The organism is Pseudonocardia lutea, from assembly GCF_042658055.1.
GTDB lineage: Bacteria > Actinomycetota > Actinomycetes > Mycobacteriales > Pseudonocardiaceae > Pseudonocardia > Pseudonocardia lutea.
In genome coordinates, this window is sequence record NZ_JBHSQK010000067.1 from 43,137 (window position 1) to 67,250 (window position 24,114).

Annotated in this window: 25 protein-coding genes, 1 tRNA gene and 1 pseudogene; 11 read left to right on the top strand and 16 right to left on the bottom strand. The window is 72.8% G+C overall.

Annotation, left to right across the window (positions count from 1 at the left end):
* A partial coding sequence (locus ACFQH9_RS23640) for a hypothetical protein (RefSeq protein WP_379569048.1) occupies window positions 1-552 on the top strand: 552 nt, incomplete at its 5' end.
* A gap of 211 nt (window positions 553-763) precedes the next feature.
* Here the strand turns inward: ACFQH9_RS23640 and ACFQH9_RS23645 are convergent.
* The gene (locus tag ACFQH9_RS23645; RefSeq protein ID WP_379569050.1) at window positions 764-1,393 is read right to left on the bottom strand and encodes a heme-binding beta-barrel domain-containing protein; all 630 of its coding nucleotides are present in this window, start codon (window positions 1,391-1,393) and stop codon (window positions 764-766) included.
* A complete protein-coding gene (locus tag ACFQH9_RS23650; RefSeq protein ID WP_156067801.1) occupies window positions 1,390-1,548 on the bottom strand; it encodes a hypothetical protein in 159 nt (52 codons plus the stop codon). The genes ACFQH9_RS23645 and ACFQH9_RS23650 overlap by 4 nt, the downstream gene beginning before the upstream one ends.
* A 198-nt stretch (window positions 1,549-1,746) precedes the next feature.
* On the opposite strand from ACFQH9_RS23650, the gene ACFQH9_RS23655 reads away from it, so the two are divergent.
* Window positions 1,747-3,162, top strand: a complete 1,416-nt coding sequence (locus tag ACFQH9_RS23655) for a chloride channel protein (RefSeq protein WP_379569052.1) — start codon at window positions 1,747-1,749, stop codon at window positions 3,160-3,162.
* Between the two features lie 80 nt (window positions 3,163-3,242).
* On the opposite strand, the gene ACFQH9_RS23660 is transcribed toward ACFQH9_RS23655, so the two are convergent.
* The 6 genes from ACFQH9_RS23660 to ACFQH9_RS23685 are packed head-to-tail and all read right to left on the bottom strand — an operon-like array spanning window position 3,243 to window position 6,334.
* Entirely contained in the window at window positions 3,243-3,542 is a 300-nt protein-coding gene (locus ACFQH9_RS23660) for a DUF1416 domain-containing protein (RefSeq protein ID WP_379569054.1), read from the bottom strand.
* Between the two features lie 3 nt (window positions 3,543-3,545).
* Window positions 3,546-4,382 (bottom strand): sulfurtransferase, encoded by an 837-nt coding sequence (locus ACFQH9_RS23665; protein ID WP_379569056.1) that lies wholly within the window; start codon window positions 4,380-4,382, stop codon window positions 3,546-3,548.
* 46 nt (window positions 4,383-4,428) lie between these two features.
* Window positions 4,429-4,890 carry a DUF4395 domain-containing protein gene (locus ACFQH9_RS23670; RefSeq protein ID WP_379569058.1) on the bottom strand — a complete coding sequence of 154 codons (462 nt, stop codon included), beginning with the start codon at window positions 4,888-4,890 and terminating at the stop codon, window positions 4,429-4,431.
* 40 nt (window positions 4,891-4,930) lie between these two features.
* Window positions 4,931-5,071 carry a putative leader peptide gene (locus ACFQH9_RS23675; RefSeq protein WP_379569060.1) on the bottom strand — a complete coding sequence of 47 codons (141 nt, stop codon included), beginning with the start codon at window positions 5,069-5,071 and terminating at the stop codon, window positions 4,931-4,933.
* On the bottom strand, window positions 5,068-5,505 hold the full coding sequence (locus tag ACFQH9_RS23680; RefSeq protein ID WP_379569062.1) for a thioredoxin family protein: 438 nt from the start codon (window positions 5,503-5,505) through the stop codon (window positions 5,068-5,070). The genes ACFQH9_RS23675 and ACFQH9_RS23680 overlap by 4 nt, the downstream gene beginning before the upstream one ends.
* Window positions 5,506-5,545: 40 nt before the next feature.
* Window positions 5,546-6,334 (bottom strand): LmeA family phospholipid-binding protein, encoded by a 789-nt coding sequence (locus ACFQH9_RS23685; RefSeq protein ID WP_379569064.1) that lies wholly within the window; start codon window positions 6,332-6,334, stop codon window positions 5,546-5,548.
* Between the two features lie 378 nt (window positions 6,335-6,712).
* Here ACFQH9_RS23685 and ACFQH9_RS23690 point away from each other — a divergent pair, with 378 nt between their 5' ends.
* The 6 genes from ACFQH9_RS23690 to pstB all read left to right on the top strand — a co-directional run bounded on the left by ACFQH9_RS23690 (window position 6,713) and on the right by pstB (window position 12,733).
* The gene (locus ACFQH9_RS23690) at window positions 6,713-7,483 is read left to right on the top strand and encodes a winged helix-turn-helix transcriptional regulator (RefSeq protein ID WP_379569066.1); all 771 of its coding nucleotides are present in this window, start codon (window positions 6,713-6,715) and stop codon (window positions 7,481-7,483) included.
* A gap of 63 nt (window positions 7,484-7,546) precedes the next feature.
* Window positions 7,547-8,437, top strand: a complete 891-nt coding sequence (mshD, locus tag ACFQH9_RS23695; protein WP_379569068.1) for a mycothiol synthase — start codon at window positions 7,547-7,549, stop codon at window positions 8,435-8,437.
* A gap of 251 nt (window positions 8,438-8,688) precedes the next feature.
* A complete protein-coding gene (gene pstS, locus ACFQH9_RS23700; RefSeq protein ID WP_379569103.1) occupies window positions 8,689-9,786 on the top strand; it encodes a phosphate ABC transporter substrate-binding protein PstS in 1,098 nt (365 codons plus the stop codon).
* Window positions 9,787-9,878: 92 nt separating this feature from the next.
* Window positions 9,879-10,835 carry a phosphate ABC transporter permease subunit PstC gene (gene pstC / locus ACFQH9_RS23705; RefSeq protein ID WP_379569070.1) on the top strand — a complete coding sequence of 319 codons (957 nt, stop codon included), beginning with the start codon at window positions 9,879-9,881 and terminating at the stop codon, window positions 10,833-10,835.
* The gene (pstA, locus tag ACFQH9_RS23710) at window positions 10,835-11,938 is read left to right on the top strand and encodes a phosphate ABC transporter permease PstA (protein WP_379569072.1); all 1,104 of its coding nucleotides are present in this window, start codon (window positions 10,835-10,837) and stop codon (window positions 11,936-11,938) included. The genes pstC and pstA overlap by 1 nt, the downstream gene beginning before the upstream one ends.
* A gap of 15 nt (window positions 11,939-11,953) precedes the next feature.
* Window positions 11,954-12,733, top strand: a complete 780-nt coding sequence (pstB, locus tag ACFQH9_RS23715; RefSeq protein ID WP_379569075.1) for a phosphate ABC transporter ATP-binding protein PstB — start codon at window positions 11,954-11,956, stop codon at window positions 12,731-12,733.
* 73 nt (window positions 12,734-12,806) lie between these two features.
* Here the strand turns inward: pstB and phoU (ACFQH9_RS23720) are convergent, their stop codons facing one another.
* The 6 genes from phoU (ACFQH9_RS23720) to dusB all read right to left on the bottom strand — a co-directional run bounded on the left by phoU (ACFQH9_RS23720) (window position 12,807) and on the right by dusB (window position 19,327).
* Window positions 12,807-13,466, bottom strand: a complete 660-nt coding sequence (phoU, locus tag ACFQH9_RS23720; protein ID WP_379569077.1) for a phosphate signaling complex protein PhoU — start codon at window positions 13,464-13,466, stop codon at window positions 12,807-12,809.
* A gap of 74 nt (window positions 13,467-13,540) precedes the next feature.
* The gene (locus ACFQH9_RS23725) at window positions 13,541-13,750 is read right to left on the bottom strand and encodes a dodecin (protein ID WP_379569079.1); all 210 of its coding nucleotides are present in this window, start codon (window positions 13,748-13,750) and stop codon (window positions 13,541-13,543) included.
* Between the two features lie 46 nt (window positions 13,751-13,796).
* Window positions 13,797-14,453, bottom strand: coding sequence for a phosphate signaling complex protein PhoU (gene phoU / locus ACFQH9_RS23730; RefSeq protein WP_379569081.1), 657 nt, complete (start codon window positions 14,451-14,453; stop codon window positions 13,797-13,799).
* A gap of 75 nt (window positions 14,454-14,528) precedes the next feature.
* A complete protein-coding gene (locus tag ACFQH9_RS23735; RefSeq protein WP_379569083.1) occupies window positions 14,529-17,093 on the bottom strand; it encodes an LCP family glycopolymer transferase in 2,565 nt (854 codons plus the stop codon).
* Window positions 17,094-17,198: 105 nt separating this feature from the next.
* Window positions 17,199-18,032, bottom strand: a complete 834-nt coding sequence (locus ACFQH9_RS23740) for a GGDEF domain-containing protein (protein ID WP_379569085.1) — start codon at window positions 18,030-18,032, stop codon at window positions 17,199-17,201.
* Window positions 18,033-18,166: 134 nt separating this feature from the next.
* The gene (gene dusB / locus ACFQH9_RS23745; protein WP_379569087.1) at window positions 18,167-19,327 is read right to left on the bottom strand and encodes a tRNA dihydrouridine synthase DusB; all 1,161 of its coding nucleotides are present in this window, start codon (window positions 19,325-19,327) and stop codon (window positions 18,167-18,169) included.
* A gap of 165 nt (window positions 19,328-19,492) precedes the next feature.
* Between dusB and ACFQH9_RS23750 the strand changes: the two genes are divergently transcribed.
* Window positions 19,493-19,789, top strand: a complete 297-nt coding sequence (locus tag ACFQH9_RS23750) for a hypothetical protein (RefSeq protein WP_379569089.1) — start codon at window positions 19,493-19,495, stop codon at window positions 19,787-19,789.
* A gap of 79 nt (window positions 19,790-19,868) precedes the next feature.
* A tRNA-Lys gene (locus tag ACFQH9_RS23755) sits at window positions 19,869-19,941 on the top strand.
* A 203-nt stretch (window positions 19,942-20,144) separates the two neighbouring features.
* Here ACFQH9_RS23755 and ACFQH9_RS23760 read toward each other — a convergent pair.
* A pseudogene (locus ACFQH9_RS23760) lies at window positions 20,145-21,338 on the bottom strand (tyrosine-type recombinase/integrase); the annotation flags it as partial.
* Window positions 21,335-22,045, bottom strand: coding sequence for a helix-turn-helix domain-containing protein (locus ACFQH9_RS23765; RefSeq protein WP_379569091.1), 711 nt, complete (start codon window positions 22,043-22,045; stop codon window positions 21,335-21,337). The gene ACFQH9_RS23765 and the pseudogene ACFQH9_RS23760, both read right to left, overlap by 4 nt.
* Window positions 22,046-22,460: 415 nt before the next feature.
* Here ACFQH9_RS23765 and ACFQH9_RS23770 point away from each other — a divergent pair, with 415 nt between their 5' ends.
* A complete protein-coding gene (locus ACFQH9_RS23770; RefSeq protein ID WP_379569093.1) occupies window positions 22,461-24,005 on the top strand; it encodes an AAA family ATPase in 1,545 nt (514 codons plus the stop codon).
* Window positions 24,006-24,114: the final 109 nt, after the last annotated feature.

Below are 24,114 nucleotides of genomic sequence, written 5' to 3' on the forward strand. Positions count from 1 at the left end.
GCCGCCGCCGAGCCGACCCGAGCGGCCGACCCGGCGGACGCCGGCGACGGGCCAGGTGAGGGCGCCGAGCAGGCGAGCGCCGGGCAGCCGAGCGCCGAGCAGGCGAGCGCCGGACCCGAGGAGGCCGGTCTCGACCGCACCGCCCCCGGGCAGATCGAGAGCGAGGAGGCGGGGACCGAGCGGCCCGGGCCGGAGGAGGCCGGGTCGAGCCGCACCGTGGCGACGGCGGTCCAGCAGGCGCTCGCGGCCCGGGCCCGGGTGGCGCAGAGCCCGAACGGCGTCGTCGATCCCCGCCGCGGCGACGCCCGCGACCGGCTCCTCGCCGTGCTCCTCGACGACCCGGTCCGCGCGGTCGGTGCGACGGTCGAGCTGCAGAGCCAGCAGGAGGAGCTGAGCAGGCTCGCCGAGGAGATGCGCACCCGGCGCGACGAGCTCGGCGCCGTCGTCCGCCGGCTGGCCGCCGCGGGCCTCGCCCCCGACCAGGTCGCGAAGCTCGCGGGCCTCGACCGCGCCGAGGTCGACCGGATGCTGGACCCGACCCGCCGCCGCTGAGTCCCGCCCGCGAGCGGTCCATCACGCTCGCTGCGCGCGGCACAGGACCGCTGCGGCGACTGCGCTCCGGTCACCCTCGCAACGATCATGCGCCGCGTGATCGCGACGAGGGTGACCGCAGCGTCGTAGGCCCCGGCGACGTCGTCACCCTCGGAACGATCACGGGAACCGGCGGAGCAGGGCTCGACGGACCGGGACGAGGGAGCGGGCCTCAGCCCGCCACGCGATGCAGCAGCGCCGACATGTGCGGCTGCATCGGCTGCCCCTCCATCGCCCGCTCGTCGACGTAGGCGAGATCGCCCTGGTTCACCAGGCCGTAGAGCCGCTTGGCCGCGACGACGTCCTTGGCCGACGGGGTCCGCACCACCGCGTCCGTCTCGATCTGCCAGGAGCGCAGGTCGCCCTTGTCGCCGAACCAGGCCTCGATGATCCCGGTGGCGTGGGCGATGAGGACCTCGAGCGAGCCGTCGGGCTGCGGGCGCCAGAAGCCGGTCTCGCGCGCGGCGGGCCGGATGACCTTCCCGTCCTCGTCGAGCAGCCACGCCCGGGCCTCGTAGGCGACGAAGGGGCGGCCGTCGTGCGCGAACACGAGCTGCTGGCCGAAGTGGAAGGGCCCGTCGATCGTGGGGTAGACGACCTCGCCGGTGCCGCGCCACACGCCGATCAGCGGGAGCAGGCCGAGGCACTGCTCGTGCAGGTCGGGGCCCTGCCGGAGGTTGGCGGTGTCGTCCGGGACCGGCAGGTCCTCCCACTGCGGCCGGTTGCGCTGCGGCGAGTCCGGCGCGGCGTTGACGGGGCCGGTGATCGTGGTGGGGACGTCGTTGCCGTCGGGCTGGGTCATGCGGAGGGCTCCTCCGGGACTTCCTCGGTCGGCCGGGCCGCGAGCGCGGCGGCGGCGTCGGGCGCGGTCGTGAAGAGGCGCCGCAGCAGGAAGCCGGTGAAGGCGACCGTGCCGGCGCTCGCCGCGATCAGCAGCACGGTGAAGAACCAGTGCACGGCGGGCGAGCATAGTCCCGCCGAGCCCCCGTTCGCCCGACCCGGGTGAGGGCGGCGTGGCTCCGTACGGACCAGGCCCCGTGACCGGGCCGACGCGTCGTCGGGCGGCAGGGGCGGCTGAGTCACCCGCTCCGGGCGGTGCCGCCCGGGCGCCCGGACGCGAGGGTGGACGACCGGCGCGACGACGGGAGAGCGGTGATGGCCCAGGCGGACGAGGTCGCGAGGACGGGCGGGACCGCGGGAACGGGCGCGACCGCGGGAACGGGCACCCCGGGAACGGGCGCGACCGCGGCAACGGGCACCCCGGGAACGGGCAGGGCGACGGCGGCAACCCCCTCACCCGAGGCCGTCCTCCGCTCGTCCGGCTACACCCGGCTGCTCCTCCTCGCGGCGGTCGTCGGCGCGCCGATCTCGGCGGCCGCGTACTTCTTCCTGCAGCTGGTCGCCGGGCTCCAGGGCTGGGTCTACACCGACCTGCCGCGTGCCCTGGGCTTCGCCGCGGCGCCCGTGTGGTGGCCGTTCCCGGTCCTCGCCGTCGCGGGTCTGGGCGTCGGGCTCGTCATCCGTCACCTGCCGGGGCACGGCGGCCACTCGCCCGCGGACGGCTTCCACACCGGTACGACGCCGATCCCGCGTGAGCTGCCGGGGATCCTGCTCGCCGCGCTGATCGGGCTGGGTCTCGGGGTGGTGCTGGGGCCGGAGGCGCCCCTGATCGCCCTGGGCGGCGGCCTCGGCGTGCTGGCCCTGTACGCGGCCCGCCGCGGCGCCGACGGCCGCACGGCCGCGGTGCTCGCCGCGACCGGGAGCTTCGCGGCGATCAGCGCCCTGCTGGGTTCGCCGATCCTCGGCGCGTTCCTGCTGATGGAGGCGTCGCTGGCCGCGGGCGCGGCGCTGGGTGTGATCCTGCTGCCCGGCCTGCTCGCGGCCGGCGTCGGCTCGCTGATCTTCCTCGGGCTGGACTCGCTCACCGGTCTCGGGACGGCCTCGCTGACCCTCCCCGGTCTTCCGCCCTTCGGCCGGACCGACGTCGTCCAGTTCGGGTGGGCGGTGCTGGCGGGCCTGCTCGCCGCGCTGGTGGGCACCGCGATCCACCGGCTGACGGCCGTGGTGCGGCAGCACGTCGAGCCGCGGATCGTGGTGGCCGGCCCGGTGATCGGCGTGGTCGTGGCCGGGCTGGCGGTGCTGGCGGCGGTGCTGGGCGGGCACGACGTGTCGTTCGTGCTGTTCTCGGGGCAGGACGGTCTGGGACGGCTGTTGGCCGGCCAGGCCGGGTGGGCGCCCACCGCGTTGGCCGTCGTACTCGTCGCCAAGGCGTTGGGTTACGCGTTGTGTCTGGCGAGCTTCCGCGGCGGCCCGATCTTCCCCGCGCTCTTCATCGGGGGCGCGGGCGGTCTGCTGCTCTCGCACCTGCCCGGGCTGCCGCTCGTGGCCGGGGTGGCGATCGGTATCGGCGCGATGGCCGTGGTGATGCTGCGGCTGCCGCTCACCTCGGTGCTGCTGGCGACGCTGCTGCTCGGCAGCGACGGAATCGCGGTGATGCCGCTGGTGATCGTCGCGGTCGTCGTCGCGCACGTGACGGCGGCACGCCTCGCCCCTGCAGCCCCGACGGTCTGACCGCGACCCGCGGAGGGCCGGACAGCACACCGCCCCGGCCACCTCGAGGGCGACCGGGGCGGTGCGGGCGTACTCGTCCGTCAGGCGACGGCGATCTCCGTGCGGTGCAGGCCCGGCGCCTCCGGCGAGAGCGTGGCCTCGCCGTTGCCGCTGCGGGACAGCGCCCGGACGGTCCAGGTGCCCGGCGCCGCGAAGAAGCGGAAGTCGCCCGACGCCGACGACACGACCTCGGCCGTGAACTCGCCGGTGCCGTCGAGCAGCCGCACGAACGCGCCGCCGACCGGCTGGCCGCCGGACACGACGCGACCGGCCAGGACGGTCTCCTTGGTCAGGTCCGTACCGGCGGGCAGCAGCGCCGCCTGGTCAGGTGCTCCACACATGTGTCACTTGCTCCCCAGCTCGATCGGCACGCCGATGAGCGAGCCGTACTCGGTCCAGCTGCCGTCGTAGTTCTTCACGTCCGAGTGCCCCAGCAGCTCGCGCAGCACGAACCAGGTGTGACTGGAGCGCTCGCCGATGCGGCAGTAGGCGATGGTCGCCTTGCCGGCGTCGAAGCCCGCCTCGCCGTAGAGGGTGGTGAGCTCCTCGTCCGACTTGAAGGTGCCGTCCTCGTTGGCCGCCTTCGACCACGGGATGTTGATGGCCGACGGGATGTGCCCCGGCCGCTGCGACTGCTCCTGCGGCAGGTGCGCCGGCGCGAGGATCTTGCCGGAGAACTCGTCGGGCGAGCGGACGTCGACCAGGTTCTTGGTCCCGATCGCCTCGACGACCTCGTCGCGCAGGGCGCGGATCGAGCTGTCGGCCGGCTTGGCGGTGTAGGTGGTGGCGGGGCGCTCGGGGATGTCCGTGGTCAGGGTGCGCCCGTCGAGCTCCCACTTCTTGCGGCCGCCGTCGAGCAGCTTGACGTTCTCGTGCCCGTAGAGCTTGAACTCCCAGTACGCGTAGGCGGCGAACCAGTTGTTGTTGCCGCCGTAGAGGATCACCAGGTCGTCGTTCGAGACGCCCTTGCTCGACAGCAGCTCGGCGAACTGCTCCTGCGAGACGATGTCGCGGCGGACCGGGTCCTGCAGCTCGGTGGTCCAGTTGATCTTGACGGCACCCGGGAGGTGGCCGCCGTCGTAGGCGGTGGTGTCCTCGTCGACCTCGAGGAACACGACGCCCTCGGTGCCCAGGTTCTTCTCCGCCCAGTCGGCGTCGACCAGGACGTCCTCGCGGCTCATGCTGATGTCACTCCTGTGTGTCGGTATCGGTGGTGAACGTTCGGGATCAGGCGCGTGCGGTGCGCGCCCGGGCGAGCAGGCCGTACAGCTCGCAGCCCAGGCAGAAGCCGAAGGCCGCGTTGAGGAACGCCGCCACCAGCGCGATCGCCGTGGCGACGAGCCCGAGCACGGTCAGCCCGGTGAGGTAGCCGAGCGCGCCGACCGCGGTGCAGACGAAGCCGACGGTCTGCGAGAAGCGGACCGGCGCCGCCTCCTCGCGCTCGGCGGGCGGGCCCAGGCGAGGGGCCACCGCCCTCCGGTACAGCACCCCGTAGGGCGCGAACCGCATGCCGGCGAACGCGCCGAGCGCGAACACCAGCGCCTGTGCGGCGGCGAGCCAGCCGCTGCCGCCGAGCAGGACCAGCGCCAGGACGACGCAGGTCAGTCCGGCGGCGAACCGCACGCCGCGCGGGTCCAGGGGCGGGTCGGCCGAGCGCGTGGGCGCGCCGGACCCGTCCGGTGCGGACATGGGGGAACTCCTGAGGTGGTTCGACGGGTGCGGTCGAGGATCAGGAGGCCCGACACAGGCAGCCGGCGACGCGGCACAGGTCGACTGCGCGGCGTCGGGTCAGCGGCCAGTTCACGGCAGCGAGGGTAACCGAAAGGTCCGGTCGGGGGGAGCGGCGTCCCGGAAGATGGACGCCCGTCACGCCGGACGTCCCCGCAGCTCGGGGGCGAGGGCGGCCACCAGCTCGGCCCGGCGGGGCACGCCGGACACCCGCAGCAGCTCCCGGCCCGTGCGGTCGAAGCCGATCGTGGTGGGCGTGCGCATCACCGACAGCGCCCGGGCGACCTCGGGCCGCTCGGCGACGTCGATCTCGACGTGGCGCAGGCCGGGTTCGCCCGCCGCCAGCTCGCCGAGCACACCCGCCGTCTGCCGGCAGGGGATGCAGACCGGCGACGAGAGCTGCAGCAGGAGCACCCGCTCGCCGTCCCCGGGTGCGGACCCGGTGAGCGCCCAGCCGTCCGGGGAGCCGGTGCCGGGCAGGGTCCGCACGCGGCCGTTGCGGGCCCGCAGCACCAGCCCCAGCGCGGTCGCCACGACCAGCGCGCCGATCAGGACCACGAGTCCGGTGCCGCTCACGTCCTGGGCCAACCCGGCCGGTCGCGGCGCTGTTCCCGGCTCAGCCCGCGACACCCGATCCGGGCAGCGACCCGACGACGACGTCGTGGGCCTCGCCGGAGATCTCCAACGTCCCGTCGCGCGCCTGGAGCTTCGTGGGCACCACGCCGAAGGGCAGCCCGCCCGGGTCGATGCGCAGGGCGAAGGCCTGCCGCACGAGCTGGGTGACGGGCTCGGGCAGCGGGTCCCCGTCGCTGCCGCGGACGTCGCGCGGCACGACCCGCATGACCCCGTCGGCCACCTGCAGCTCGGCGAGCACGACCGGCTGGTACTCCTTGCCGGCGATCGTCACGGTGCCGGCGAGCCGCGCCACGGACTCCGGGTCGAGCTGGCGCATCGTGGGGTCGCCCCCCTCGTCCACGACGTCGGCGATGGCGTTGGCGTCGACGTTGCCGACGCTGAACCGTTCGACGCCGGGGAGCATGCGGTGCAGGTCGTCGGCGCCGACGCGGACCGCGCCCTCGGCGTCCGTCACGCGCAGACCGGGCGTGCCGGAGCCGAGCAGGCCGGAGAGCGGGGCCTCGACATCCCGCAGCTCCGCGCGCAGCTGGACGTTGTGCAGGTCGCCGACCTCGAGGCGGTCCGCCCGGACCTCGACCGAGCGGTACTCGCCGCCGACGGCCTGGGTGAGGAAGGGGAAGCCGTTGATCCGCACCGAGGGGTCGTCGGCCAGGCCGAGGCGCTCCCGCAGCTGGCGGGACACGACCGACTCCGCCGCCGCGGCAGCGGCGTAGTCGGCGGCGACCAGTACCCCGGCGAGCACCAGCACCGCGACGATCAGGCGTTTCACTCTCGACCTCCGGCTCGCACGACGCGCGCGAGCCAACATAGGGACCCCGGTCGCCGGCCCGTTCGCCGGGCCCGTATCCGACGACCGGTAACCGTGCTCTGACAGGTACGTAACGCGCGGGAAACAGTATCGGGCTCCGGGTGACCGGGCCGGTCACCCGGCGGCGTTTGCGCAGCGCACGGGCTCGTCGATCGGGGTGAGCTGGCTCGCGGGACCTCGTGCCCGCGGCGACCGGGCGGCTAGTCTTGACCGATCCGCGTGACGGACCCGCCGGGTCGCGCGGTGCGGAACGGTAGGTCGGCGTCGCCCACCGTGACCAGAACGACGGACGCCGGGCGTGGCGCCCGCCGTGGATCCTCCGGTGGAGAGGAGGCAGCGGTGGAACTGCTACTGCTGACAGCGGACACCGATCCCGGATCGGTGCTCCCCGCGCTGACCCTGCTCCCGCACGGCGTGCGGACCGCCGCGCCCGAGGTGGCCGCGCTGCTCGACGCCGGCCCGCACGACGCCGTCCTCGTCGACGCACGGTCCGACCTGGTCGCGGCCCGGAGCCTCTGCCGGCTGCTCGGCAGCACCGGCACGGACGTCCCCGTCATCGCCGTGCTCAACGAAGGCGGACTCGTGGCCGTCTCCGGTGAGTGGGTGGTCGACGAGATCCTGCTGCCGTCCGCGGGCCCCGCGGAGGTCGACGCGCGGCTGCGGCTGCTCAAGTCCCGCCCCGGCGCGGACTCCGCGAGCGCGGGCGGCGCCCTGGTCCTGGGCGAGCTGGTGATCGACGAGGCGACCTACGCGGCGCGGCTGCGCGGGCGCCTGCTGGAGCTGACGTACAAGGAGTTCGAGCTGCTCAAGTACCTCGCGCAGCACGCGGGCCGGGTGTTCACCCGCGCCCAGCTGCTGCAGGAGGTCTGGGGCTACGACTTCTTCGGCGGCACCCGCACGGTCGACGTGCACGTCCGGCGGCTGCGGGCGAAGCTCGGCCCCGAGCACGAGCAGATGATCGGCACCGTGCGCAACGTCGGCTACAAGTTCGTCCGACCCGGGCGCGCGGGGCTGGGCGTGCCGGCCGGCGGCCTGCCGGAGGAGAGCGACACCGACACGGACGACGACGGCGACCGAGCAGCCCTGCGGGGTCTGCACCCGATGCGCTGACGGGCCCGCCCCCGATCCGAGGAGCACGGCGCACCGGGACGGCCCGCGGGTAGGGTCGTCCCGGTGAGCGCCGTCCGGGTCCTGTCCGAGATCGACCCCGCCACCACGGCCGGCGTCCGTGCCCTGGCCGAGGCCGCCGAGCGGGCCGACGGGCGGGAGCCCCTCTCCGAGCAGTTCCTCCTCAACCTCCGCGGCGGTGCTCGTGAGGGCGTCGCGCACCTGCTGACCGAGGCCGCGGGGACCGTCGCCGGGTACGCGCAGCTCGACGGCACCTCCGCGGAGCTGGCCGTCCACCCCGACCACCGCCGCCGCGGTCTCGGCACCGCCCTGCTGGCCGAGCTGACCGCCCGCGCCCCGAAGCTCGACGTCTGGGCCCACGGCGACCTCCCGGCCGCCGCCGCCCTCGCCGCGTCCCGCGGCCTCACCCGCGCCCGGGTGCTGTGGCAGATGCGCCGCACCCCCGAGGCCGGCGCGCTGCCGGCACTGACCGTGCCCGAGGGCGTCACCATCCGGCCCTTCGTCGTGGGCGAGGACGAGGCCGAGTTCCTGCGCGTGAACAACGCCGCCTTCGACTGGCACCCCGAGCAGGGCGGCTGGGCGGTCGAGCAGGTCCGCGAGCGCGAGGCCGAGGACTGGTTCGATCCCGAGGGCTTCCTGCTGGCGGTCGACGCGGACGACCCGGCCGGCAGGCTGCTCGGCTACCACTGGACGAAGGTGCACCCGCCGACGGCGACCGAGCCCTCGATGGGCGAGGTCTACGTGCTCGGCGTCGACCCGGCGGCGCACGGCCGCGGGCTGGGCCGGCTGCTCACCCTGGCCGGGCTGCACCACCTCGCCGGCCGCGGTCTCGACACCGTGCTGCTCTACGTCGAGGCGGACAACGCGCCCGCCGTGCGCGTCTACGAGAAGCTCGGCTTCGCCGTCCACACCTCGGACGTCATGTACTCCTCGTGAGGCGGCGCGAGCCCGCGGTCACCGGTCCGTGTGGCGCGTCACGCTGCAGGTCACGGGCCGGTCACGTCCTGTCGGGCAGGGGATGAAGCCCGCGCCGTTCGGGTTACGTGTTCATCCGTCGTTCATCCGTAGTGGGTCGAGCGTCCACCGGGCGCACTTAGCGTTCCTCGCCGAGCGGCTCGGTGTGGGCCGCGTGTGCGGCCGGTTCCGACCGGCTGCCCGATCCACGGAGGAAACCAGCAGTGAAGACCATGCGCCCGAAGCGCGGCCGGATCGCCGCGGTCGGTCTGGTGGCCGGCGGAGCCATCGTGCTCGCGGGCTGCGGTGCCGCCAACGAGGGCTCGTCCTCCGGCGGCGCGTCCGCTGCGCCGTCGGCCAACGTGTCGGGCACGATCTCCGGCGCCGGCGCCAGCACCCAGCAGGCCGCCACCCAGGCCTGGGTCGCGGGCTTCACCGGCAGCAACCCCGACGCCACCGTCAACTACGACCCGAGCGGCTCCGGTGCCGGGCGCACCCAGTTCGTCGCCGGCGGCGTGGACTGGGCGGGCAGCGACGCCTACATCAAGGGCGACGAGCTGGCCAAGGCGCAGCAGCGCTGCGGCGGGGACGTCGTCGAGCTGCCCGTGTACGTCTCGCCGATCGCCGTCGTCTACAACCTGCCGGGCGTCGACGACCTGCAGCTCTCGCCGTCGACGCTGGCGAAGATCTTCGACAAGAAGATCACCACCTGGAACGACCCGGCCGTCGCCGCGGACAACCCGGGCGTGACCCTGCCGGCGACCGCGATCGCGCCGGTGAACCGCTCGGACAAGTCCGGCACCACCCAGAACTTCACCGACTACCTGAAGGCCGCGGCCGGCGCCGACTGGCCCTACGACGTCAGCGACAGCTGGCCGGTCCAGGGAGGCGAGGCCGCGCAGGGCACCTCCGGCGTGGTCGGTGCGGTCAAGGCCGGCCAGGGCACGATCGGCTACGCCGACGAGAGCCAGGCTCAAGGCCTCGGCCAGGCGAAGATCAAGGTCGGCGACCAGTACGTGGGCCCGACCGCGGACGGGGCGGCCAAGCTGCTCGAGTCGTCCGAGCGCGTGTCGGACGGCGGCCAGTACGCCTTCGCCTACAAGCTCAACCGCACCGTGGCCGACCCGGCCTCGTACCCGATCTCGCTCGTGTCGTACGCGATCGCCTGCAGCAAGTACCCGGACGCCCAGAAGTCCGCGCTGGTCAAGGCCTACCTCGGCTACGTGATCAGCCCGGAGGGCCAGCAGGCGGCGCAGCAGGCGGCCGGCTCGGCCCCGCTGACCGACGCGGTCCGCCAGCAGATCTCGGCGGCGGTCGGCGCGATCGCCTGATGCTCACCTGACGCCGGCGGGGCCGGACGGTCCGACCGACCGACCGCCCGGCCCCGCCCGGTGCCAGCCACCCCGTTCGCAGAGAGGACGCCGTGAGCGCCCCAACCACGACCCCGACGACGGCGACCCCGTCCCCGAAAGCGGTCCGTCAGCTCGGCGACAGGATCTTCGCCGGGTCCGCCACGGGTGCCGGCGTCCTGATCCTGATCGTGCTCGCCGGCGTGGCGGCGTTCCTGGTCCTCCAGGCGATCCCGGCGATCACCGCCTCGCCCGAGGAGCTGCCCGGCGGTCGCAGCCTGGCCGCCTACATCGGTCCGCTCGTCTTCGGCACGCTGCTCTCCGCGGTGATCGCGCTGCTGATCGCGACCCCGCTCGCGGTGTGCGTCGCGCTGTTCATCACGCACTACGCACCGCGTCGGCTGGCCCAGGGCCTCGGCTACGTGGTCGACCTGCTCGCCGCGGTGCCCAGCATCGTCTACGGCCTGTGGGGGGTCGCGGTCCTCGCGCCGGCCTCGCTGCCCTTCATGACCTGGCTGCAGGACTACCTCGGCTGGATCCCGCTGTTCGCCGGTCCGGTGTCGGCGACCGGGCGCACGATGCTCGTCGTCGGCGTCACGCTGGCGGTGATGATCCTGCCGATCATCACCGCGGTCTCCCGGGAGGTCTTCCTCCAGACGCCGAAGCTGCACGAGGAGGCCGCCCTCGCGCTGGGCGCCACCCGGTGGGAGATGATCAGGATGGCGGTGCTGCCCTTCGGCCGCTCCGGCATCATCTCCGGCGCCATGCTCGGCCTCGGCCGCGCGCTCGGCGAGACGATGGCGGTCGCGATCATCCTGTCCGGCTCGGGCATCGTCACCTTCAACCTGATCAGCTCGAGCAACCCGTCGTCGATCGCGGCGAACATCGCCCTCCAGTTCCCCGACTCCACGGGGGTCGCGGTGAACACGCTCATCGCCTCGGGGCTCGTGCTCTTCGTGATCACCCTGCTCGTCAACTCCATCGCGCGCTGGATCGTCAACCGGCGGCGCGAGTTCTCGGGGGCGAACTGATGACCAGCGACACCCGCACCGACACCGACCGCGCCCGGAGCGACGGCGAGCTGGCCGAGCAGGCCGTCGCCCCTGTGCCGCTCGTGCGCGGGGAGCTGCCGCGCTGGGCGCCGTGGGGGATCCTCGTCGCCTCGCTCGTCGTGGTCGGCGCGCTCCTCGCCGCCACCGGCACCTTCGGCGTCGGCCTCACCCTGGTCCTGGGCGCGCTCCTCCACGCCGTGGCCACCTACGCCGTCTCGCGGTTCGTGGAGGGCGGCCGCAAGGCCACGGACCGTGTCGTGACGATCGTCGTGAGCGTGGCCTTCCTGATCGCCCTCGTCCCGCTGATCTCGGTGGTCGTCACGGTCATCGAGAACGGCCTCGCCCGCTTCGACGCCGCCTTCTTCACCAACTCGATGCGCGGCGTCGTCGGTGCCGGCGGCGGTGGCTACCACGCCATCACGGGCACGCTGATCATCACCGCGCTCGCGGCCCTGATGTCCATCCCGGTCGGCATCCTCACCGCGGTCTACCTGGTCGAGTACGGCAAGGGCCGGCTCGCGCGGGCCATCACGTTCTTCGTCGACGTCATGACCGGCATCCCGTCGATCGTCGCCGGCCTCTTCGCCTTCGCCTTCTTCGCACTGTTCGCCGGCCCGGGCATCCGCTTCGGCTTCGGCGGTGCGGTGGCCCTGTCGATCCTGATGATCCCGGTGGTCGTGCGCTCGACCGAGGAGATGCTCAAGATCGTCCCGAACGAGCTGCGGGAGGCCGCGTACGCGCTCGGGACCCCGAAATGGCGCACGATCGTCAAGGTCGTCATCCCGACGTCGATCGCCGGCATCGCGTCGGGCGTCACCCTCGCGATCGCCCGGGTCATCGGTGAGACCGCCCCGCTGCTGATCATCGCCGGCCTCACCACGGGCGTGAACCTCAACCCGTTCAGCGGCCGCATGACCACGCTGCCGGTGTTCGCGTACAACTCCTACGCGGCCCCGGGCGTCCCGCGCGAGCCCTTCGTCGACCGCGCATGGACCTCGGCCCTGGTGCTGATCGTCATCGTGCTGGTCCTCAACCTGCTGGCGCGCCTCGTCGCCAAGCTGTTCGCCCCCAAGACCCGATAAAGGCGAGGAATCGTCGTGAGCAAAGCCGTCACCGCCAAGAACCTGAACATCTACTACGGCTCCTTCCTCGCCGTCGAGGGCGTGGACATGGAGATCAAGCCGAAGACCGTCACGGCCCTGATCGGACCGTCGGGCTGCGGCAAGTCGACCTTCCTGCGCTCGATCAACCGCATGCACGAGGTCATTCCGGGGGCCCGCGTGGAGGGCCGTCTCGAGCTCGACGGCCGCGACCTCTACGGCAGCGGCGTCGACCCGGTGGGCGTGCGACGGCAGATCGGCATGGTCTTCCAGCGTCCGAACCCGTTCCCGACGATGTCGATCTACGAGAACGTCATCGCCGGGCAGCGGCTGAACAACAAGCGGGCGGGTAAGAAGGCCACCGACGAGCTCGTCGAGCGCTCCCTGCGGGGCGCCAACCTGTGGAACGAGGTGAAGGACCGCCTCGACAAGCCCGGCTCCGGTCTCTCCGGCGGCCAGCAGCAGCGGCTCTGCATCGCCCGCGCGATCGCGGTGCAGCCCGACGTGCTGCTCATGGACGAGCCCTGCTCGGCGCTCGACCCGATCTCCACGCTCGCGATCGAGGACCTGATCAACGAGCTGAAGACGGACTACACGATCGTCATCGTGACCCACAACATGCAGCAGGCGGCGCGGGTCAGCGACTTCACGGGCTTCTTCAACATCGAGGGCACCGGCAAGCCGGGCCACCTCGTCGAGATGGACGAGACCAAGACCATCTTCTCGCAGCCGAAGCAGAAGGCGACCGAGGACTACGTCTCCGGCCGGTTCGGCTGACCGGACCCGGGACCTGCGAAACGGACGCCGGTGGTGCGCGGCACCGCCGGCGTCCGACGTTCTCGGGGTTCCGCTACAGCTGCAGCGCCTCGGGGTGCCGGCCGGTCACCATGTAGACGGTGCGCTCGGCCAGGGACACGGCGTGGTCGGCGATGCGCTCGTAGAAGCGGGCGAGCAGGGTCAGGTCCACGGCCGCGGGGATGCCGCAGGTCCAGCGCTCCCCGAACATCAGGGTGAACAGGTCGCGGTGCAGCGCGTCCACCCGGTCGTCGTCGGACTCGAGCTCGAGCGCGAGGATGACGTTGCGGGTGCGCAGCACCGTCACGGACTTGGCCAGCATGGCGGCGACCTGACCGCTGAGCTCCACCAGGAGGTCCCGGGCGACCTCGGGCACGCAGGGGTCCGGGTCGCGCCGGTGCGCGGCCTCGGCGATGTGCTTCGCCAGGTCGCCCACCCGCTCCAGCTCGTGCGCGGACTGGATGGCGGCCACGACGACCCGCATGTCCGGTCCCACCGGCGCGAAGATCGTGATCGTCTCGGTGGCGAGCCGCTCGACGCGCGCACGCAGGTCGTCGATCGCCGGGTCGCCCTCGATCACCCGCTCGGCCAGGCGCGGGTGCCGGTCGAGCAGCGCGGCGCAGGCCGCCCGGAAGGCGACCACGACGGCGTCGCCCATCTCCCCGAGCAGCGTCTGCAGCTGCGCGGTGTTGCCGTCCAGGGTCTGCCGTGCCACCGGGCCAGCCTAGGAAGCCTGCAGGGACGGACACGGCGGGCTGCGGGTGAACGGTCGGTGAACGCCTGACGGTCCTATGCGTCGAGGCGGAAACCCACCTTCAGTCCGACCTGGAAGTAGTCCACGGCCCCGTCCTGCAGGTTCCCGCGGATCTCCGTGACCTCGAACCAGTCCAGTCCGCGGAGGGTCTCGTGGGCACGGCTCACGCCGTTGCGAATGGCGGCTTCGACGCTCTCGGGGGAGGTGCCGACGATCTCGGTGATGCGGTACACGTGGTCCGACATGCACCTGTGTAGCCGATCACGCGGAGCCTCAAACGCGGGGCGACGATCAGACGGCGAGCGGCCCCGGCATCTGCCCGGTGACGACGTAGACGATCCGGCGCGCGACGGCGACCGCGTGGTCGGCGTAGCGCTCGTAGAACCGGGCGAGCAGCGTGACGTCGACCGCCGCCTCGACGCCGTGGTTCCAGTTGCGGTCCATCAGCACCGTGAACATGTGCTTGTGCAGGTCGTCCATCGCGTCGTCGTCCGACTCGAGCTCGGCGGCCGCCGCCAGGTCACGGCTGCGGATGACCGCGCCGGCTTTGCTGGCCAGCGCGACGCCGACGCGGCCCATCTCGGCGAAGTACGGGGCGATCTCGCTCGGCAGCACCGGCTGCGGGTGCCGCCGCCGGGCGGCCTGCGCCACGTGCAACGCCAGGTCGCCCATCCGCTCGATGTCCCCGGCGCCGTGGATGGCCGAGACGACGATCCGCAGGTCCGTGGCGACGGGGGCCTGCAGGACCAGCAGGGCGAACGCCTTCTCCTCGGCGGAGTGCCGGATCTCGTCGATCCGGATGTCCTCGTCGATCACCTGCTCGGCGAGCCGCAGGTCCGCGTCGAGGAGTGCACGGGTCGCCTTCTCCATCGCCTGCGCGACGTCCTCGCACATCCCCGCGAGGGCCTCGGCGAGCTCGTCGAGCTGTTCGGTGTAGGCGTCGCGCATGGTCCGAGGGTAAAGGGGTGCGATCCGGCGCACAGCAGCAGGACGTGAACCGGCGATGAACGCTCGGGGCCGCGCTCAGCCGCAGGACGCGGTCGGGGCGGCCTGCGCGGCGGGGGCCGCGGCCTCCGTGACCGGGGCCCGGATGGTGCCGTCGAACGCGCTGCCGAGCACGAGCTGCAGGGTGCCGGTGCTGCCCGGGTCCTGGACGAGCCGGGCGCCGGGGACGACCTCGCCGAGCAGCTCCGCGGCGGCCGCCCGGTCGGGGGAGAACCGCAGCACCGTCTCCGCCGAGGGCTGTGCGGCGTTGCCGACCTCGCCCACGCCGAACCCGAGCGCGCGCAGCGAGTCGCCCACCTGCCGGCCGAGCCCGTCCCGGTCGGCGGCGTTGACCACGCCGACCGTGACGTCGCCGGGCTTCGGGCCCGCCGCGGAGGCCACCGGGGTCGTGGTGGTGGGCAGCGGCTGGCCCTTGCGCAGCGCGGAGAAGAGCCGGGAGGACTCGGTGTCGCGCAGCTCGACGTTGCCGCGCGTGTTCGGCACGGGTGACACGGGCAGCGGCAGGAAGGTCACACCGTCGGCGCTCGGCCGGGCGAGCGCCGAGGTCAGCCTGACCATCTCGTGCACGCCGACCTCGTCGGCCAGCATGCTGCGGCCCAGCGCGGCGGCGAAGTCCCGGGTCGTGGTGGGGGAGAGCAGGGTCGGGACGGACAGCGCGTCCCGGAAGGTCGCGGCGAGCAGCCGCTGCTGGCGCTGCAGCTGGCCCAGGGCCGGGGAGGGATCGGACGCCACCGCGGCCGCCTCGGCGAACCGGACGGCCTGCGCGCCGTCGAGCCGGGAGGTGCCGGCCCGCGGCACGACCGCGCCCAACGTGCGGTCGTCGACGGGCTGCTCGACGCAGACGTCGACGCCGCCGATCGCGTCGACCATGCCGGCGATGCCGGGCAGGTCCAGCGCGACGAAGCGGGTGACGGACATCCCGGTCAGCTGCTGCACGGTGCGCACGAGGCACCGCGGGCCGCCCACGGCGTAGGCCGAGGACAGCGCGGTGCGCGTCTCCGCGGGGACGGTCTCGTCGACGTAGTTCGCGGCCGCGGCGTCCCAGCGCGGGCAGGGCGGGCGGTTGATCTCCAGGTCCATCGGGAAGGAGACCCCGACGACCCGGTTCCCGCCGGCCGCGACGTGCGCCAGCATCAGCGTGTCCGTGCGCTCGCCCGGGCCTGCGGGGGTGCCCGAGCTGCCGGAGGCGGTGCCGAGGACCAGTACGTTGTCGTCCCCGGCCTGGCCGGCGGCGTCGATCACCCCGGACTCGGGGTCGAGCGCCGCGACCGTGCGGATGGTGGAGTCCATCCAGCGGGTGGCGCCCCAGCTCAGCGCGACGCCGAGGAAGGTCAGGACCGCGAGCGCGGCCGCGGTGATCCGCCCGGCCACCGTGAGGCGGGTGGGTGGCGGCGGCGCGGCGGCCCCGGTGGTCGCGGCGGCCCGAAGGGCGGCGCGGCGGGTGGAGGGCTCGTCGTCCGCGGCCTCGTCGAGGTCGTCCGCCTCGTCGAGGTCGGGGTCCTCAGCGTCGCCCTCGTCGCGGCCGAGGTCGACGCCGGCGTGCGCGGCGGTCAGCCGGGTGAGGCTCGCGTCGATCGCGCGCGTGCGGTCGGCGAGGGCGTCGTCCCCGGCGTCGTGTCCGGACCCCCCGTCCTCGACGGGCGGGACGAGCGCGGTGTCGTCGCCGCGGGGCGCGCGCGGGGGGCGGTTCGGGGTGTCCGGCGAGCCCGGCCGCGCGCGGAGACGGGTTGTGGGGGAGGCGGTCGACGGCTCGTCCCGCGAGGAGCCGGCCCGGCGCGGCGGGTCGGCGGGCCGGCCGTTCGGCCGGGCCTCGCGCGGCGGGGGACCCGACGGCCCGCTGTGCCCGCCCGATCGTTCGTACGAAGAGGGAGCGGAGGCTCCGGCGAGGCCGTCGGAGCCCGTACCCCGGACGCGGGGGGCGGTGTCGTGGCGCGGCGGTTGCGCGGTGCCGGGCTCGTTCGACGTCGGCCCCTGTGCGGGAGGGCGCCGGGCAGGAGCTGTCGGTCCCGGCGGCGGTGCCGAGCCCGGTCGAGGTCCGCCGTGCCCGCCGGCCGGTCCGGCACCGGTCGGCATCCAGGTCGCCGGAGCGCCGGCCGGGAAGCCGACTGTGCCCGTCGAGGGATCGGACGGGCGGATCGGTGGCGGGGCCGGCCGGCCGACGCCGTTCGTGGGGATCGCGGTGGTCGGCGCGACCTCGTACCCCTCGGCTCGGCGGGCGGGGCCACCGTGCGCCTCGCCGGGCCCGAGCGGGTTCGGGCCGCCCGGGCGCCGGTCGCCGCGGTTCCGGGCGGACGGCGCTCCCGGTCCGCCGGCTCCGGGGTTCTGGGGCCGGGACGGTGCCCGGTTCGCGGCGGCGTCGCCGCGGGTCGGTGCGCGGCCGTTCGTGGAGGGGGAGTCGTAGCCGCCGGGCCCTGTGGGGGCCCGGCGCTCGTCGCCCTGCTCCACCCGCGGGCCGGGCTCGGGTTGCGCGGGGGCGCGGATGCCGAGCCGGGCGAGGACGTCGTCGGCCGGGGGAGGCCCGTCCCCCCGGGCGCGCCGGCCCGCGCGGGAACCCCGCGACCGCCGGTCGTCCTCGTCCTGCACGTCACCTCCGGCCCACCGACAGCGGGAAGGGCGGAGAGACCGTCACCGGTCGTGTCCGCCCCGCCGTCGAGTTTACGGAGCGGCAATGCTCCGACCGGCGGAGGGTCAGCCGGTCGTGCGAGCCGGCTGCGGAATGGACCGGCGCGCGCCGGCGGCGCCCGCGAGGCGCACCCGCCCACCACGCGCGGTGCGGTAGGCGACGGCGTTGCGCCCCGCCTCCTTGGCCGTGTACAGCAGCATGTCCGCCTCGCCGATCAGGCGTTCGACCTCGGCGATCCGGCCCGCGGCGTGCGCCACCCCGATGCTCACCGTGATGCGCAGGTCGGGGTGCAGGTCCGACCAGTCGTGCCGGGCGATCCGGTCCCGCGCCTGCTCGCTGATCTCCACCGCCTGGGCCAGGTCGCGGCCGGGGAGGACGAGCGCGAACTCCTCGCCGCCGTACCGTGCGCAGAAGCCGGCCTCGGGCAGCGCGGCGTGCAGCTCGGTCACCATCCGTTGCAGGACGCGGTCGCCGAAGAGGTGCCCGTAGGTGTCGTTGACCAGCTTGAAGTGGTCGATGTCGACCAGCGCCAGGCACACCCCGGTGGTGCGGAAGGGCGTGCCGTCGAGGTCGGCCAGCAGGGCGGCGAGCCGCTCGTCGAGGTAGCGGCGGTTGTAGCTGGAGGTGAGGCTGTCCCGCCGACTCTGCTCGCGGGCCTCGGCGTGCTCGCGGCGGAGGCGGTCGAGCTCGTCGTGCGCGCCGGGCAGGGGCTCGTCGCCGTGCAGCAGCCGCAGCGCCGCGTGCAGGTGGCCGTAGGCCTGCTCCCAGGCGCCCTCCGCGGCCAGACGCTCGGCGGCCGCGGTGTGGAGGGCGGCGCGGTTGCGCGGGGACGCCGGGAGGCTGTCCTCGGCCGTCGGCACGTCGTGCACCAACGTGTGCACCGTCGCCCTGGCGTCCATCGCGATCACCCCCTGACGCCCCTATGGTCGTCGTGACGCGTGTGGTTCTTGAGGCTGACGGGACGTTCCTACCCGTTCGCGTCCCACTCCACCCGACCGAGCGAGCGGGCGTCCACGGGCCGTCGGTCCCGACGTCACCCGCCGGAGTGCTCCAGCTCCGCACCGAAGGGCACCGAGGGGTCGTCCGCGTCGTCGAGCCAGTGCTCGGGCAGGACGACCCTGCCCGGCGAGCCCTGCCGCCCGCGCGGGCCGTCGGCGTCGGCCGGGAACTCCTGGTCGAGGTCCAGCTGCGCGAGCAGCTCGTCGAGCTGGTCGATGCTCTCGACCATGCCCAGGCTGCGCCGCAGCTCGCCGCCGACCGCGAAACCCTTGAGGTACCAGGCGATGTGCTTGCGGACGTCCCGGATGCCCTTGTGGTCGCCCATGTGCTCGCACAGCAGCACGGCGTGCCGGCGCAGGGTGGCCGCGACCTGGCGCAGGTTCGGCGGGGTGGGCAGCGGGCGCCCGGCGAAGGCCGCCTCGAGGTCGCCGAACAGCCACGGCCGGCCGAGGCACCCGCGCCCGACGACCACGCCGTCGCAGCCGGTCTCGCGGACCATGGCCAGCGCGTCGTCGGCGGAGAAGATGTCGCCGTTGCCCAGCACCGGCAGGCCGGCGGGCAGGTGGTCCCGCAGTCGGGCGATCGCGGACCAGTCGGCGTGCCCGGAGTAGCGCTGGGCGGCGGTCCGCGCGTGCAGCGCGACGGCCGCGACCCCGGCCTCGGCCGCGATCCGGCCGGCCTCGAGGTAGGTGTGGTGCTCGTCGTCGATGCCGATCCGCATCTTGACGGTCACGGGCCGGTCGCCGGCGTTGTCGACGGCCGCCTTCACGATCCGCTCGAACAGCCGCCGCTTGAAGGGCAGCGCGGCCCCGCCGCCCCGGCGCGTCACCTTCGGGACCGGGCAGCCGAAGTTCATGTCGACGTGGTCGGCGAGATCCCGCTCGACGATCATCCGCACGGCCTGGCCCATCGCCGCCGGGTCCACGCCGTAGAGCTGCATGGAGCGCGGCTGCTCGTCCGGGTCGAACGCGATCATCCGGAAGGTCAGCGGGTTCTTCTCCACCAGCCCGCGCGAGGTGATCATCTCGCAGACGTAGAAGCCCGCCCCCTGCTCGCGGCACAACCGCCGGAACCCCGGGTTCGTGATGCCCGCCATCGGCGCCAGCACGACCGGCGTCGCCACCTCGTGGCGGCCGATGCGCAGCGGGGGCAGCACCGGGCGGGCGGTGCTCTCGGGGGTGTCCAGCAGTGTCACGGGACCCCATTGTCCACGTGCGCGTCGCCGCTCGTCGGCGACGGTGCGTGATGTGCCCGTGACGGCGTTCCCCCTGGCGGCCGTCGGCCTCGGTCTGGCGGTCCTGACCGCCCGCACGGCCTCCCCCGCGCCCCCGCACCCGCGGCTTCCCGGACGGTGGTCCCGGTGCCCTCGCAGGTGTTCGAGCAGCCCGGCCTCCGAACCGTCCTGCCCGGCCGGACCGACGAGGCCGACCTCGGGGTGTCGTACGAGTTCAGCGTCTACGCGCACTGCGGCGGCCGCTACGCGACCTTCGACTCGCGCTCCTGGGACGCCGGCCACGACCCGTTCGACGCCAGGGGCTCGCTGGGCCACGTCGCGGGCGTGATGACGCTGGTCGCCGAGGACCTGGCCCGCTTCGAGACCGGCGGCGTGGTCGTCGACTACCACCCGCTGATCGGTCCCTCGCCACTCTGCGCCTGACGTACTTCGCCCCCGGCCGGGGCCGGCGCGTCCAGTAGGCTCGGACGCGGTCGCACGAGGGCACCGCCCACCTCGACCGGGGCCTCTAGCTCAATCGGCAGAGCAGCGGACTTTTAATCCGCGGGTTGTGAGTTCGATCCTCACGGGGCCCACCCCCTTCTACCTGGGGAGAGCGTACTCCAGGGTGATCGCCTTCGGGCGAGTGTGTGCGTGGTCTGTGCGTGGCGGATCCGGCTCGGGCCCGTGGAATCAACGCGGCGACCGCCTCGGCCGCACTCGTTGCCACGTCGTGGAAGACCGACGTGTAGGTGTCGGCGGTGAGCGTTACCGAGCTGTGCCCGAGGGTCTCCTGGACCACCTTCATCGGCACTCCCGCCGCAAGCATCAGTGAGGCAGCGCCGTGACGGAGGTCGTGTAGCCGCACGGGCGGCAGGCCGATTTCCTCGGCGAGCTGATGGAAGCGCGCCGTGACCGAGGCCGGGTGCAGCGCCTCGCCGTTCTCCTTGGTGAAGATGCGGCCGGTTTCCTGATAGGCCTCGCCCCAGGCGGCCCGCTCTCGGTCTTGCTGCTCCTTGTGCGCCTGCAGCGCGGCCACCGTGCCGGCGTCGAGGGCGATGAACCTGTTGCCGGCCTCCGACTTCGGTCTGCTCTCGATCACGGCCCACCCGTTCTGGACAAGCTGCCGTCGGATCGCCATGAGGCCCGCCGACAGGTCCACGTCCTCCCAAGCGACACCGCACGCCTCACCACGGCGGAGGCCGCGGTGCGCGACGAGGTGCCAGAGGGCGTAGAGGCGGTCGTGGTGGGCGTGGTCGAGGAAGGTGCCCAGCTGTGTTGGCGTCCAGACCATCACCGGCGAGGGCGGTTGGCACGCTTCCTCGAGTCGTTCTCGGTCAGGATCGTCAAGGTCGCAGGCGGCGAGCGCGGCGCACGCAGCAGACCAGCGAGAGACGCGCTCCTCGGTCCAGATGAGCGCCTTCGGGCGTTTCCCGCTCGGAAGCCGAACCAAGGCGGCCGGATTGGAGGGAATCAGGCCCTCGCGCATTGCGTCATTGAGAGCTGCCCGCAACGTTGCGCGAACGCGTTGACGAGTCGAGTCGCTCACCAGGATCTCAGCAAAGGCCTCGGCTATGTGCGCGACTCGTAGATCATCGAGCTTGATATGCCCAAGCCGCGGTGCGAGATGGTTCCGAATGTGGCCGGCATAACTTCGGTGAGATGTATCTGCTAGGTCGGTCCTCGCTGCGATCCACTCAGTAAGATAGGTGCCTAGCTGGAGCCCGATTCGGCCTGCCCCGTTGCGATAGCGCGTCCTGGCGGCATCGAGAGCGGCTTCTGCCTCCTGGCGGGTATCCCACTTCCAATGACGCAGTTGGTGAGGCTTCCCGCCTCGGCCGGGAACGGTAAGTGTGAAGCCCCACCGCCCGTGCCGCGGGTTCCAACTACCGTCCGCGCGCTTGAGCTTCGGGCACCGAGCACCGAGCTGACGTCGCCGCCCGCCGATGACTTCGGTGCAGGTGCACCGTTTCGAGATCGCTCCTCTGTTCACTCGGGCTCCTCGGGATCCTGGTACCGATAGACGCTGTTCGGCGCCTGCTCCTCGAGGATGTCGTAACGATCAACGCTGTCGGGCAAGTAGGAGGTCAGCGCGCTTGGGATGGCGCCGGCTTGCAGGGCGCGGCTGTTCAGAAACCATTCTGCATTGTGGACGGCGTCCTGGCGTAGGTAGACCTCGCGTTCTGTGTTGGCGAGGTCTCGGACGTGTTGCTCGACGGTCTCTTCTTTGCGGCGCTTGATCGTCCGCTTCTTGGTGTGCTGCCAACGGCCGACGGCGCGGTTGAAGCTCTCAAGGTGTTCGAGGAAAAGCTTGTAGGCGCCGATCAGGCCGAAGGATGAACGGGTTTCGGGCTCGGACCCGGGTAGGGGCTCGTCTCCGGAGATCCACTCGACGACATGCCACGGATGGACATTTCGGTCGGGAAGAATCTCCACGCTGTCAACCTGGCCGAAGCGGCTGATGAGCAGGACGGGTGGGACCTCGAGCGCCTCGGCGAGGACCAGGAGCTCGGCAAGGGAGACCGACTTGCGGCGGTATGACTCCAGATTGGCGAGGACGGACCTGGGGATGTCGTAGCCGAGGTCGCGGCAGCGATCAGCAAGTTGCTGTGCGCTCATGCGCCGCTTGTTGCGGTAGCGCCGCACTTCGTCGGCGATGCACCGGACAAGCTCCTTCTCCCACTCGACTTCTCGTGTCATCGCGACACAGAGTAGCGCGGAGGCTCTAGGGCTTGACAAGTGCTGACACAGGACGTCACCTTGATCGAGTGACACAGCTGTAACTCTCGGATCAGGGGATCGTGAGATGGCGACACAGGACGCGCGGGGCATGTCGATCACTGAGCTTCGTGGACTGCCCGTTGTGGTGGACGTGGTGACGGCTGGTCGGGCCTTCGGGCTGGGCCGGACGAAGACGCACGAGATGGTGAGGGCGGGGACCTTCCCGGTGCCGGTCCTGCGGCTGGGGCGGACATATCGTGTCCGGCGGGCTGACTTGCTCAAGGCCGTCGGAGAGGTCGACAGGGCTCGGGGTGCGGACGAGCCGGCGGCTAGGGGAAGCGGTGCGCAGGGTGTGGCGTGAGCACTTGCGTCGACGGCGAACAGGGCCGGGCAGGTGACGGCTGGGTTCGCGGATGCGCCTCCGCCGGAGCGGCTGCCACCTGCTGATCTGGGCGCTGAACGAGCGGTGATCGGCGCAGTGCTCCATCACGCAGCTGTGCTGGACGAGGCGGCCGAGCTCGTGTCTCCGGAGGACTTCTACCGCCCGGCCCACGCGGAGCTCTTCCGCGAGATGCTGAGGATGCGCGACGCAGGACGTCCGGTCGATGCGATCTCGTTAGCTGCGCACCTGGGAGATCGCCTGTACCAGTTGGGTGGCGCGTCGTACTTGATCGACTGCATGGGGAGCGTCCCCACGCCGTCGAACGTGGCGTACTACGCCGAGATCGTCGCGGAGAAGGCGGTGAGGCGTGGACTGGTGGCGGCGGCGACGAGGATGTCCCAACTTGCCTACGCGCTGCCGGGCGACGTTGACGAGGACCTGGTCGGCCGGGCGCACGAGTACATCGACGAGGTCGCCGGCGGTGGGCGCTCTGGTCGAGGTCGTCGGCTCCGCCGGACGCCGGCCTCTGAAGTGACCATGCGCCGGCTGCGATGGCTGTGGCAGAACCGGATCGTGCTCGGTGGTCTGACGCTGTTGGCCGGCCGGGAGGGGCTCGGGAAGTCGACTGTCGCAGTGGACCTGGTCGCGCAGGTCACGAGAGGCGAGCTCGCCGGGGAGTTCCTCGGCGAGCCCCGCCCCGTCATCTACGTCAACTCGGAGGACGCGAGGGACAGCACGATCGTCCCTCGGCTGGTGGCCGCTGGCGCCGACCTCGAGCGCGTCGTCTTCTTGGATGCTGTGTCGCCGACCGAGGACGAGACCCCGCTGGTCCTGCCCCAGGACACCCGATTGCTGGCAGAGGAGATCGACGACCTCAAAGCAGCCCTGGTGGTGCTCGACGCGGCGACCTCAGTAATCGACAGCACTCTGGACGGTGACCGCGACCGCCAGATGCGGCGCGGACTGGAGCCGATCTCCAAGCTGGCGGCTGACACGGGCGCGGGTGTCGTGGGCATCGTGCACTTCGGGAAGAGGGAATCAGCGGACACCGGCAAGCTGATCCTGGGCTCGATTGCGTGGTCGCAGGTGGCGCGCTCGGTCCTGGCGGTGGCCCGTGACGAGGACACACACCAACTCGTCATTTCCTCGACGAAGGCGAACCTCGCCCCGGGGGACGCTCCATCACTCGCGGTCAGCCTCGTCCCAGCGGCGGTCGAGACTCCGGACGGCATCACACAGGTCGCACGGGTGCACTGGCACGGCGAGACGACCCAACGGGCGGAGGAGCTCCTCGCCGCCAGCCCGGAGGGCGAGGACCGGTCTCTCATCGCCGAGGCGGTGACATGGCTCCTCGGCTATCTCAGCGATGAGAAGCGCGCCGGCTCCGCGGGCGCTGGCGAGATCCTTCGGGCAGCCAAAGCGGACGGCTTCAACGAGCGCCTGCTGCAGCGCGCTCGCAAACGCGCGCACGTCTCCACCCACCGAACCGCGACCGGCTGGACCTGGACGCTCGATACCGGGCCAAGGCGGCAAGACGACAACCCCACGCAGAGGTGACCAGGGAAGACGCCATCATGACAAGAACACGTGCGCGCACGTCGGCTTGTCATGTTGTCGCCTTGACCAGGAGGATGACGCCCCATGGCGTGGTGTAGCTCGTGAGCGG

Excerpts from the sequence above, each read along its gene's own strand:
- ACFQH9_RS23765 (WP_379569091.1), bottom strand. The coding sequence starts at position 22,045 with ATGACACGAGAAGTCGAGTGGGAGAAGGAGCTTGTCCGGTGCATCGCC.
- ACFQH9_RS23740 (WP_379569085.1), bottom strand. The coding sequence starts at position 18,032 with ATGGACGCCAGGGCGACGGTGCACACGTTGGTGCACGACGTGCCGACG.
- ACFQH9_RS23665 (WP_379569056.1), bottom strand. The coding sequence starts at position 4,382 with ATGAGCCGCGAGGACGTCCTGGTCGACGCCGACTGGGCGGAGAAGAAC.
- phoU (WP_379569081.1), bottom strand. The coding sequence starts at position 14,453 with ATGCGCGACGCCTACACCGAACAGCTCGACGAGCTCGCCGAGGCCCTC.
- ACFQH9_RS23645 (WP_379569050.1), bottom strand. The coding sequence starts at position 1,393 with ATGACCCAGCCCGACGGCAACGACGTCCCCACCACGATCACCGGCCCC.
- pstA (WP_379569072.1), top strand. The coding sequence starts at position 10,835 with ATGACCAGCGACACCCGCACCGACACCGACCGCGCCCGGAGCGACGGC.
- pstS (WP_379569103.1), top strand. The coding sequence starts at position 8,689 with ATGCGCCCGAAGCGCGGCCGGATCGCCGCGGTCGGTCTGGTGGCCGGC.
- ACFQH9_RS23655 (WP_379569052.1), top strand. The coding sequence starts at position 1,747 with ATGGCCCAGGCGGACGAGGTCGCGAGGACGGGCGGGACCGCGGGAACG.
- ACFQH9_RS23725 (WP_379569079.1), bottom strand. The coding sequence starts at position 13,750 with ATGTCGGACCACGTGTACCGCATCACCGAGATCGTCGGCACCTCCCCC.
- ACFQH9_RS23660 (WP_379569054.1), bottom strand. The coding sequence starts at position 3,542 with ATGTGTGGAGCACCTGACCAGGCGGCGCTGCTGCCCGCCGGTACGGAC.
- ACFQH9_RS23670 (WP_379569058.1), bottom strand. The coding sequence starts at position 4,890 with ATGTCCGCACCGGACGGGTCCGGCGCGCCCACGCGCTCGGCCGACCCG.